This is a genomic window from Rhodocytophaga rosea (assembly GCF_010119975.1).
Taxonomy (GTDB): domain Bacteria; phylum Bacteroidota; class Bacteroidia; order Cytophagales; family 172606-1; genus Rhodocytophaga; species Rhodocytophaga rosea.
In genome coordinates this window covers 7,221,944-7,233,962 of record NZ_CP048222.1, presented here as the reverse complement: position 1 = coordinate 7,233,962, position 12,019 = coordinate 7,221,944, and the positions used below count along the sequence as shown (strand labels likewise).

Annotated in this window: 8 protein-coding genes; 4 read left to right on the top strand and 4 right to left on the bottom strand. The window is 40.5% G+C overall.

The window, feature by feature from the left end:
• Positions 1-48 precede the first annotated feature (48 nt).
• Entirely contained in the window at positions 49-792 is a 744-nt protein-coding gene (locus GXP67_RS29715; protein ID WP_162446499.1) for a LolA family protein, read from the top strand.
• 158 nt (positions 793-950) lie between these two features.
• Positions 951-1,955: a sugar phosphate isomerase/epimerase family protein gene (locus GXP67_RS29710; protein ID WP_162446498.1), complete on the top strand. Its 1,005-nt coding sequence runs from the start codon at positions 951-953 to the stop codon at positions 1,953-1,955.
• Positions 1,956-2,048: 93 nt separating this feature from the next.
• On the opposite strand, the gene GXP67_RS29705 is transcribed toward GXP67_RS29710, so the two are convergent.
• Positions 2,049-2,540, bottom strand: coding sequence for a YajQ family cyclic di-GMP-binding protein (locus GXP67_RS29705; RefSeq protein ID WP_162446497.1), 492 nt, complete (start codon positions 2,538-2,540; stop codon positions 2,049-2,051).
• Positions 2,541-2,724: 184 nt separating this feature from the next.
• Here GXP67_RS29705 and GXP67_RS29700 point away from each other — a divergent pair, with 184 nt between their 5' ends.
• Positions 2,725-3,180 (top strand): DUF6526 family protein, encoded by a 456-nt coding sequence (locus tag GXP67_RS29700; protein ID WP_162446496.1) that lies wholly within the window; start codon positions 2,725-2,727, stop codon positions 3,178-3,180.
• A 66-nt stretch (positions 3,181-3,246) separates the two neighbouring features.
• Here GXP67_RS29700 and GXP67_RS29695 read toward each other — a convergent pair whose 3' ends face one another.
• The 3 genes from GXP67_RS29695 to GXP67_RS29685 all read right to left on the bottom strand — a co-directional run bounded on the left by GXP67_RS29695 (position 3,247) and on the right by GXP67_RS29685 (position 8,007).
• Positions 3,247-6,003: a putative LPS assembly protein LptD gene (locus GXP67_RS29695; protein ID WP_162446495.1), complete on the bottom strand. Its 2,757-nt coding sequence runs from the start codon at positions 6,001-6,003 to the stop codon at positions 3,247-3,249.
• A gap of 391 nt (positions 6,004-6,394) precedes the next feature.
• The gene (locus GXP67_RS29690; RefSeq protein ID WP_162446494.1) at positions 6,395-7,393 is read right to left on the bottom strand and encodes an AAA family ATPase; all 999 of its coding nucleotides are present in this window, start codon (positions 7,391-7,393) and stop codon (positions 6,395-6,397) included.
• 77 nt (positions 7,394-7,470) lie between these two features.
• The gene (locus GXP67_RS29685; protein ID WP_162446493.1) at positions 7,471-8,007 is read right to left on the bottom strand and encodes a CopD family protein; all 537 of its coding nucleotides are present in this window, start codon (positions 8,005-8,007) and stop codon (positions 7,471-7,473) included.
• Positions 8,008-8,627: 620 nt separating this feature from the next.
• On the opposite strand from GXP67_RS29685, the gene GXP67_RS29680 reads away from it, so the two are divergent.
• Complete coding sequence (locus GXP67_RS29680) at positions 8,628-12,017, top strand: SusC/RagA family TonB-linked outer membrane protein (protein ID WP_232064663.1); 3,390 nt, start codon at positions 8,628-8,630, stop codon at positions 12,015-12,017.
• Positions 12,018-12,019: the final 2 nt, after the last annotated feature.

Below are 12,019 nucleotides of genomic sequence, written 5' to 3'. Positions count from 1 at the left end.
ATGCTGATTTATCCTTTCTTTAAATTTCATCCATTCTAAAACACATTCATGCCTATCTTTATAGTTTATTTAATACTGATACTCAATTTCCAAAAACCATTACCCACAAAGATCACTTCTGCTGAAACCCTGGTAGAAGCTATGCAAAAACGATATTCAGGAAAATGGGCAAAAACCATTACTTTCGTTCAATATAACACGCATTATACAAATGATACCATTTCCGGAACCTCCATCTGGTATGAAGCTATCGCCTACCCGGATAAGTTCAGAATAGATTTTGGAATGCCCTCCGAAGGTAATGCCGTGATTTTCGCCAACGATTCTGTATACAATTTCAAAACTGGACAGCTTAAAGCCAGCCACAGGCAACCAAATAACTTGATGTTACTGGCTGGTGGTATTTATTTTCTTCCTAAAACGGAAGCTTTACAACGGCTAAAAGATGCCGGATATGATATTAAAACTTTCCATGAAAATACCTGGCAAGGGAAACCTGCTTTTGTGGTAGGAGCAACTAAAGGTGATCTGCAAAAACCCCAGTTCTGGATTGATAAAGACAATCTTTTTCTGGTTCGCACCCTCACTCCTACCCCAGACCATCACCTGCAGGAAGCCCAGTTCAGTAAACACATCAAATCTGCCGGAGGCTGGATAGAAACGGAAGTGTTGTTTTTAAAAGATGGTAAAAAAGAGCAACTGGAGGAATATAAAGAGTTAAAATCTAATCCTTCCTTGCCTGATGGCCTATTTGATCCCGCCTATTTTGGAAAAGTACACTGGATGAAATGATATTCATTTTCATTAGTCATTGATCATCTTATAATTCGAAGTATATATGGATTATTTCCCTCGCTATTAACATAGATGCTACTATTTCTTATATTTTCTCAGCATAAATTGAAGAATTTATTTACCTTTCCCAGGAAATAAACCTGTTTTTTAATCCTATGCGCCCCAACCGAAGAACATTTATTAAGAACATGAGTCAGTTTGCTGCCGGATATAGCCTGCTATCTGTTCCGTTTTTAACGGCTTGCGACTCGAAGCCTGGCTCTACCCAGGACAATGCAGATACAACAAGTACTGCTCCTGATACAACAGCCACCAGTTCAATTGTAAAACCTATGTTTTTTAAAATCTCCTTAGCCGAATGGTCCTTACATAATGCCATACAAAGCGGAAAGCTTACCAATCTGGATTTTCCGTTAAAAGCAAAAAATGATTTTGGTATTGATGCGGTGGAATATGTAGATCAGCTTTTCAAAGATAAAACCTATGACCAGGCTTATCTGAACGAGTTAAAAAAACGCTGCGATGATAATGGCGTAACAAGTGTGTTGATTATGGTAGATACTGCCGGGCATTTAGCTGATACCAATGATGCCAAACGCAAACAAGCGGTTGAAAATCACCATAAGTGGGTAGATGCGGCAAAATTCCTGGGATGTCACTCCATCCGGGTGAATGCAGCCGGAGAAGGTTCGGCAGAAGATGTAGCCAAAGCAGCTGTAGATGGATTGGGCCGCTTAACGGAATATGGGGCAAAAAACGGAATTAATATAATTGTAGAAAACCATGGCAGTTATTCCTCTGATGGCAAATGGCTTTCCGGGGTAATGAAACAAGTAAATAAACCAGAATGTGGCACGCTTCCGGATTTTGGTAATTTCTGCATGAAGTATGCCAATAATGGCTGCGAGAAAGAATATGACCGTTATCAGGGTGTAACAGAACTGATGCCCTTCGCCAAAGGTGTAAGTGCCAAAACACATGAATTTGATGCCAGTGGTAATGAGAGTCATATAGACTATAGCCGTATGCTTCAAATTGTAAAACAGGCCGGCTACACCGGGCATATCGGAATTGAATACGAAGGAAGTAAAGTGAGCGAGGAAGAAGGCATCCGCCTGACTAAACAATTGCTGGAAAAAGTGGGTGGAACAATGGCTTAAAGGGAAGCCGGAGGTTGGAAGATAGATTATATAGCCAGGAAAGTATGTGAAAATATACTATTTCTTCTGATATCTATCTTCCATCTTCCAAGTTTATGCTTTCATATTGGTAAACTGTAAAGGAAGGCCGTAATCTTTTTTGCGAAGATGCGCAATAACCGCCTGCAAGTCATCAATTTTTTTACCGGTTATCCTTAACTGATCATCCATAATCGAGGCCTGAACTTTCAGATTGCTGTCTTTTATGTCTTTTACCATTTTTTTGGCAGCTTCTTTATCAATTCCTTCTTTCACCTTTAAGTCAAGCCGGACAGTAGCCCCGGAAGGATAAGGTTCAGCACTTAAGTCTAAGGATTTGGCATCCAATCCTTGTTTTACCATTCTGGTAATAATTACATCCACAATTGCTTTCACCCGCATCTCATTTTCAGAGATGATATGAATAATGGATGTTTTTTTATCCAGCTCAATTGAACTTTTGGAATCCCGGAAATCAAAGCGGTTTAGAATTTCTTTTTTTGCGGTATTGATGGCATTATCCAGGGTCTGCGCATCTACCTTACTTACTACATCGAATGATGGCATATGAATTAAAGTTTGCAGGTTAAGATAGTGATAGGTTATTTAACAAGAGCGACATTTGCCAGCTGCCCAGTTTAATCTAAAAATTAATATACTCTGTCGAAAAAATCCCGAAATATTTCAAAAAACATTGAAATTGTATAAAAGTAATAAAATATAGTCTATATCCCATTTAATTTTATTGATAATGCTTTATAAGAGGGGAAAGCAGCATTATGGTAACCATAAGCAATACAATTTACTCTACTATTTCATACTCATTCCGGTAAGTAGCCTGTTTATTTTACTATCAGCTACATTTTTTGTTCAAAGGGGATTAGTAAACCAATCTTGGATGGAAGCCAGTTATTACTTACTGGCAGGTGTAGTGGCAATAGCCACAGTTATACTGGTTCGCCAGCAAGCATTAATTACACAAAAAAGAATGATCCGGATGGAAATGCGCCTAAGGTATTTTACACTTACCGGCCAGACATTTAACGAAATAGAAAGTCAGCTTTCTTCGAATCAGATTGCTGCCCTGCGATTTGCCAGTGATACTGAACTCCTTTCGCTGGTTAATATAACCCTGGAAGAACACCTGGAACCAGTACAGATAAAGAAAAGAATTAAACGCTGGAAAGGCGATTATCATCAGGTGTAGAAATTACAGAAATATATTTTTTATTCTGACTTCCTATTTGTAATTCAGCTTTCTCTATTACTCAGATTAATTCGTAGTGGTACGGTCGGACCAGGTTCTGCGACGACTCAGTTTCAGGTCCTGAAGCAGGGAGGCTCTTACACGAATATCAAATGTATAGGATTGATAAGGACCAAAAGGTATCCAGCTGGCCACCATTTCCCAGCAATGTAAATCCCGGTGGATATTGATAGAAGTAGTATTAATAATACCACCGCCCACAAAATCATACCCGGAGTTAATGGCAATTTTCCATTTTTCTGTGAGTTTCAGATCTCCGTTAAAACTGAGTGTCTGACTTACTACCGCTTTTTCAAATCCCCGTTTGCTGTAATTCAGACTATAACTAAAACTTAATGTCCATGGAATATTGAAATCGACATACTTATCCCGGTTGGCATTGATTTGCTTAATGGCATCTTGTTCCTCTGTTGACCGTTCATCATCGGTAGTAGTTTCAGTGTCCGTATCAGCATCCGTTTTTTTCTTCTTGTCACTACCCGGACTAAAACTCTTACTAAAATACATATTAGCTGAGGTGATCTGACCTAATCCTTTTCCATTATTCCAGGCAAATTCATTTACTTTTCTGGCCACTTTTTGGCCATTGTCAAGTTGAACCATTTGAGTCAGGTAAGGGTCTACAACCATTCCAAAGTTTACATCTGTTTTCAGGATTTTGGTACGGGCGGATATATTAAAAGGGGATAAATTCAATGAATCAGCTGCCAGATTATAACTCGAACTAATATTAAAATTATCGAGAATAGATACTTTTTCTGATTTTGCACCTGCCGAATCAGATTTAGGTCTTAATTTGGCTTCAAATGTATTATTGAGGGAAAAACCAATATTACCAGATTCACCTATTCCCGGCGGACTAAACTGTCCACTGGCAAACCGTGAGATGGGACTAAAATATTGCGGATTATTTAAAGGGTCAAGGTTATAAGGAAAGGAATATTGTGGATTATTTTCATAGGATCTTCTTAACTGTAAGTTCTGGTAAAACCCATACCTGTCTCTCGAAAAATCAGGCGCATAACTTAAACTTACAGATGGAATCATCCGGTGACGGATTGCTTCCAAGCGTCTGTTTTTATTTTTAAAATAAAACATTCCGTAAATATTGGTCGTCAGGCCAGTGCTTGCAGTGTAAGAATAACTTCTGTGGAATCCACGGGAAGTATCAATTCGTACAAAACCTTCTCCGTCTTGTGGTATCTCTGGAGCCAGATAGGTATATGTCAATTTTTGCGGATACCATGTTTCATTATAACTAAAGCTTGGGTTTACGCTAAAGTATTTAAATAGCTTCAAACTCATAGATATCGGAATGCTATGCCTTGCTCCAATTTGTGCCCTTCGCAAAAGTTCGTCTAAATTGGAGGGGTTAAAAGCAACTATATCGGAGCTTTGTTTGGAAGCATTGGCTATTTTCAATCCTGAAAAACTTGATGCCAGTGTTTGAGGAGTATTAGTCAGGCGGTTGCTTCCGTTGAAGTTATAGGAGAATCCAATCGTTTCATACCAGGCTTTTTTAGTGCTATTCTGCCGTTTAAAGGGGTAAATACGGGTTACAGCCAGATTTATATCCGGAAGTGTCAGGTTCATAATACCAGTCTGGGTATTCATATCATGGCGGAAATTAACCCCATAGGTAACTGCCCCTTTGAATGCCTGATTGGAATAAGATATATTGGAATTAAACACCGGCGTAATCTGGCGGCTCAAATCCTGTGTACCACCACTTACATACGCATTCCGCTGGTTATACTTGGAAGTACCTGCATTAACACTGGCAGAAAACCGTCCGGTGCCCCCTCTGTTCTCAGGTGTGTGAGACCAGGTAATCCAGAAATCTTCTGCAATAGACTGAAAACCTTCGTCTCCCGCTCTACGCCGGTTATAACGCAAATCCAGATTTCCACCATATCTGTATATTTGCCTGTATTGCGATTGCAGATTTAATCCCCAGCCACCTCTGGAATAAATTTCTCCCAGAAAACTCATGTTCATTCTCTCACTCATGGCCCAGTAATATCCTCCATTGCGAAGGAAAAATCCTCTTTCCCGGGGTTCTTCCCCATACACCGGAAAAATAATTCCCGAGGTTCCATTTGGCTTTTTCTTAATAAAGGGGAAAACACCAAAAGCAAATCCAAGCGGTGTAGGCACATCATTAATCACCAGATTGAAAGGCCCGGTTACAACTTGTTTTTCATGTACTACTTTAATTTTATTGGCTTTTATATGAAAATGAGGATGTTGCAAATTACAGGTTGTATATAGGCCATTGCCCACATACATATTGTTCTCAGGGTCTTTTTTTACGGTTGTTCCATGAATAAATCCTTCTCCCTGTTGAGTAACCACCTGGCCAATCACTCCGCGTTTGGTTTTGAAATTATACCGGATCTCTTTGGCTTCATACTCTTCCTGGCCATTTTTAAACTTTGGTGTCCCCATATCTTTACCTGTAGAATCCGGTACACCTTTCGCATACACCTGATTATTCCGCATGTCTACTTCCATATACGCCGCTTCCAGGGTGATTTCCCCATAAGTAACTTTTGCATCGGTATATAATTTGGTAATCTGGCTGGCTACATCGGTGATAATCGAATCTTTGGCTGTATAGTTAATGGTGGTTTCAATATCACCGGTCTGGCGAAGAGTATCAGCACTTACCTTTACTGTATCCTGGCGCACGGCTAAACTATCCCGGTTAGGAAGTCTATTCCGGCGATTACCAATTTGCGCCTGTGCTGAAGAGCTAAGCATCAACAAGGTAACTATGAGTATAATAAGGGAAGCAAAATGTAAATAAGCTCTGAAATAATATTTCAGAAAGCGATGGAATTGCCTTAGATTATGAAATAAAGAAAAATTTACAAACATTCGGGTAATCTATTAGGCAAATGTAGACGTTTTTTACTAAGAAATGGCCAGCTGTGATGCTGTTCTGTGGCAGCAACAATAATTATGCAAATTGATCACAAAATGAGCGAAGTATTCATTAAAAAAATACTATTCCTTCTTCATAAAATTTACTTCTCTTTTTAACGTTTCATAGTGCTTGATTAGTATTCCCTACTTCGGACGAAATAGTTAACTTATCTCTACCTTTGCTGCATTTAGGCTGAAAAATTGCCTGTTTCCAGATTATTCCTTCTTATAAAGGACTTTTGGGACGCTCAATGGTTTTTAACAAATCCGCTGTAACCTGATCGGCCGTGATATTTTCTGCTTCAGCTTTGAAATTTAATAAAATGCGGTGGCGGAGAACTGGTAAAGCCATTGTTTGTATGTCTTCAGTTATTACTGCATACCGGTTATACAATAAGGCTCTTGCTTTGGATGTGAGAATTAAGGCTTGCCCGGCTCTTGGTCCTGCTCCCCAGCGAACCCATTCCTTTACATAGGCAGAAGTTGTATCTGCCGGACGGGTAGCCCGCACCAGCCTGGTTACATACCGGATCAGGTCTTCGCTAATGCTTACCTGTCGAACCAGTTCCTGTAAGGAAAGCATATCGGATGCCGTAATAACCGGCTGAATCTGTGCCTTCTTCGTGCCAGTGGTATTGGAAAGCACTTCAAATTCTTCTTGTTCCGAAGGATAAGCCACTTTAATGTATAAAAGAAACCGGTCTAATTGCGCCTCTGGCAAAGGATAGGTGCCTGCCTGCTCGATGGGATTTTGGGTTGCCAGAATAAAAAACGGCCTTTCCAGTGAAAATGTTTGCCCGGCATAGGTTACAGAAAACTCCTGCATAGCTTCCAGCAAGGCAGACTGGGTTTTGGGAGGAGTCCGGTTGATTTCATCTGCCAGCACAATATGGGCAAATAGTGGCCCCTTGTTGAATTTAAAAAATCGTTTGCCGGTGGCATGATCTTCTTCCAGAATTTCAGTACCAATAATATCGGTCGGCATCAGGTCAGGCGTAAACTGGATACGCTGAAAAGATAAATCTACCGCACTAGCCAGACTTCGGACCATGAGTGTTTTGGCTAGTCCAGGCACCCCTTCCAGCAGACAATGTCCGCCAGCCATAAAGGCAATGAGCAACTGGTCAATGGTTTGGCTTTGCCCTACGATTACTTTTTGTATTTCGGTTCGTAAGAGTGGTAATTTTTGTAATAAGGTATGGATAGTTTGCTCAGTCTGTTCCAATATTTTCCAATATTAATAATGCGTTGAAAGTGTAAAATGGTGGCTGCTACAGTCAATAAAAATCTTCTTCAATTCATTCAGGTGCTTTTAGATTCTCTGATTTTTTTGTAAATCCGGATGGCCATTAAAAGTACCGCAATAAATAATATCAATCCGAGCAATCCCCAGAGCATACTAAGCGTGCTTTTTAACACCACCAGAAATACGATGCTGACCAGAAATATGGTAGCCACTTCATTAAATATGCGGAGTTGTAAGGAGGAATATTTAATAATACCTGCCTGCTGTTGCTTGAAAATAATATGGCACCAGAAGTGATACACATATAATAATGCTACAAAAAACAGTTTAAACTGAAGCCATTGAGGAAATGCCCCATACAGATAAAACATACCTCCTCCCAGTACCAAAGTAAACAGCGCTGAAGGCCAGGTAATCCCATACCATAACCTTCGCTGCATTAAGGCATATTGTTTTTGCAGAATATTTTTTTCTGGCTCAGGTCTGTCAGCCGCCTCCACGAAATAAATCAGCAACCTTGGCATATAAAACAGCCCGGCGAACCAGGTAACAATAAAAATGATATGGAGAGCCTTTATATATAAATAATTCATGCGGCATGCTTTCAAAACTTCAATCTATGCAGATGGCTGCAAAATAGTCATATCCGCCGGTTTTTGCTTACCAGGTTAATGAAATTATGTACATACCTGGCAACAGGAACAGCCGGCAAAATGGCTAACATCTTTTCAATACAAGAAGGTACATCAGATTTTTAAATATAGGTTATTTTGTATGATATAAATTAAATCCAATTATCAAATCGCAAGTGAGGTAATAATATATAAAATTAATAATAAAAAACTCAATAAAAGTGTAAGGATTAAACATTTTAACATACCAATAGAATCAAAATACCCTTCAAACTATCCCCAGAAAAAAATGTACTTGTTTATTATACAGCAGATCATTAAAAAGCAATCAAATAAAACGCTTTATCTATCAAAACACTGAATTTCAGTTGATTATTTAAATCTTAAGAGATTAAAAAAATTTTAATCTCTTAAAAAATTGTATTTAAAAAGTAAATTATATAATTTATTAAGCTGCAGCATAGCAGGTACGGAAAAAATTATTCTGCATATATTAATAATATAAAGAGTTAATTCCGTTAAAATGCTCTCTTGCAGAAAAAATACAATTTATCTATTTCACCTTTATCAAACTTTTTGTAATGATTAATTTCTACAATCCGCCCAAACCCGGAGTAAGTGCTGCTGCATTAGCTCCTGGCAACATGGGTCCGGGACGAATGTCGGAAGGACTCCGCACATTACCCTGGCGTACGTTGCTCACCTCTTTTTCTATCCTAATTCTTACCGGTTTTGTTTCTGTACAAACATTTGCACAAGGCAGAACGGTAAACGGCAAAGTAACGGCACAGGAGGATAACTCTCCTCTCCCTGGTGTAAACATCACGGTAAAAGGAACGACTACAGGAACAGTTACCGATGCATCTGGTTCGTATAGTCTTTCAGCGCCTGATAATTCCACATTGGTATTCAGCTTTATTGGCTATACTACCCAGGAAGTAGCCGTTGGTACCCGTAGCAATATTGATGTAGCTTTGCTTCCGGATGTAAAGGCTTTGCAGGAAGTAGTTGTAACCGGGTATACTGTTCAGGAGAAAAAAGACCTGACCAGCGCCGTAGCCGTTATCAAGCCTAAAGAGCTCTTATCCGTGGCCGCTACCAGTGTAGAACAGCAGTTACAAGGCCGGGCTGCCGGTGTTACTGTAACAAACAGTAATGTTCCCGGACAAGGTGCTAACGTACGTATCCGGGGATTTGGGACGCTAGGTAATAACGACCCTCTTTATATTATTGATGGAGTGCCTACCAAAGACAATCTGGCCAACTTTAACCAGAACGATATCGAATCCATCCAGATTCTGAAAGATGCTACCTCTGCTTCCATTTATGGTGCCCGTGCTGGTAATGGAGTAGTAATCATCACCACTAAAAAAGGGAAAAACGGGGAACCCAGGGTTACTTTTGATGCCTATTATGGAGTTCAGCAGCCACGTAAGCTACTCGATTTATTAAATACGGCTGAGTATGGAGACTACTTATGGCAGAGCAAAAAAAATGCAGGTGTTGTCAATTCTACAACCGGAAATCCTGAACAGGGCCAGTATGGCAATGGACCAAATCCCATTATACCAGATTATATAGTGCCTAGTGGTGCCTTTGAAGGAGATCCAAGGGTAAATCCAGCCAATTATAGCATAAACCGTTTTGACCAGGCTGGAAATAATATTCCTGCATTCGGCTCAACTGTATTTCAGATCACGAAAGCTAATAAAGTAGGCACCAAATGGCTGGAAGAAATTTTTGACCCGGCTCCCCAGCAAAACTACCAGTTAGGTGTTTCCGGCGGTACAGACAAGTCAAGCTATGCTTTCTCTGTGGGTCATTTTAACCAGCAAAGTATGCTGAAGTACAATGGATTTAAGCGCTACACCTTACGGGCCAATACTTCCTTTACCATTAAAAACCGCATCCGTCTGGGTGAAAATTTACAGGTATTGTATGCTCAGCGGCGGGGAACCTATGGTAACCAGAGTGAAGGCAATGAAGTTTCGATGGCTTACCGGATGCAGCCTATTGTGCCTGTATATGATATAGCCGGTAACTTTGCCGGTACCCTGGGAAATAACTTAGGGAATGCAGCCAGCCCGGTAGCCTTACTCTCCCGTGCCAAAGAAAATGGATACCAGGATGTACGTATTTTCGGCAATACCTTTGCTGAAGTAGATCTGATCAAAGGATTAACCGCCCGTACTAGTTTTGGGGTTGATGCAACCATCGGTAGAGGCCGGTATGCTGGTGCACCCAGCCCAGAGGTTTCAGAACCTGGCAGGTTCTACAGCTATACCGCAGATGTAAATTACCGGTATACCTGGACCTGGACAAATACGCTAAACTATAAACTCGCCATCGGTGACATTCACGAGGTCAATGTGAACATTGGTACAGAAGCAATCCGGGGATATGGAGAATTTCAGTCAGGTTTCCGTGACAGGTATATTGTGACTGGTTCCAATGTAATCCCAACCGATTTCCGCTATCTGGATGCAGGGAACCCCTTATTTCAGAACGTAGGTGGATACAATAATTCCAACTTCTCTCTCTTCTCCTATTTTGGCCAGTTAAACTATTCTTTAATGGATAAATATTTATTCCAGGCCATTTTACGTAGAGATGCTTCTTCCCGCTTTTTACAAGCTACCCGGTATGCTACTTTTCCTGCTTTCAGTGTAGGCTGGCGTATTTCTGAAGAAAGTTTTATGGATGCGGTGCCAGTGATAAGTGACCTGAAATTACGGGCAGGATGGGGCCAGACCGGCAATCAGGATGGCATTAGTGATGTAAATGCTTATCAGACCTTTACCAATAGCATTTATGATTTTGGCTATAGTTTAAGTGGTAACCCTAACGGATACGACCTTGCTTTCGGCCGGAATAAGTTTCCAAACCCACAAGGTAAATGGGAAGCTACTACTTCTACCAACTTAGGATTTGACCTGGGCTTGCTCGAAAATAAAGTAGAAGTAAACTTCGACTGGTACAACCGCTTAACAGAAGATATATTGTTGCCGCTTCAGTTACCTCTTGCTTTAGGTCTGGGGGAATATCCTTCCTTTAACGTAGCCAGTGTTCGTAACCGGGGTGTTGATTTAGGTATCAACTTCAACGATAGGTTTATGAATAATGAGCTTACAGTAAATGCAGGCTTAATTTTCTCTACTTACCGCAATGAAGTTACCGTAATTGACCCGGAAAATGATGGCGCCTTTATTACTGGGCCTGGCTTGAGAACTCCTCCGGTTACCCGTTCTCAGAAAGGACAACCCATCTCTTCTTACTATGGATATATTGTGGATGGTATCTTCCAGACTCCGGAAGAAGCTGCTGCTGCGCCTTCTTTCCCTGGCTATAACGATGCTTCAGTATACATCGATGGTCAAGTGCAAAAAGGAGTAGGCAAATTTAAATACCGCGATGTAAATGGTGATGGTCAGATTACCTCCGATGACCAGACTTTTATTGGTAATCCTCACCCTGATTTTACCTATGGTTTAAACCTGAGTTTAGGCTACAAAGGGTTTGAATTGACCGGATTTTTACAGGGCGTACAAGGAAATGAGCTGTTCAACTATGTAAAATACTGGACCGATTTCAATACTTTCCAGGGAAACCGGAGTACCCGGGTATTAACTGATTCCTGGAGACCTGGTAAAACTGATGCTAAACTCCCAATCCTGGATGAAAACGATGCCCTAAGCAGCCGTCCTTCCACGTACTTTGTAGAAGATGGCTCTTACCTGCGTCTGAAAAACATTCAATTAGCGTATGCTCTACCTGCAGATCTGGTTTCACGATTCGGACTAAGCCAGGTGAGAATATATGTTCAGGGACAAAACTTGCTGACTGCCACAAAATATCAAGGTCTGGACCCTGAACTAAGCCTGCGGGATAATAATAACCAGCAGATTGGTGTAGACGAAGGTGTATTCCCCACACCTAAAGTGTATATGTTTGGTTTAAACATCGGGTTTTAATT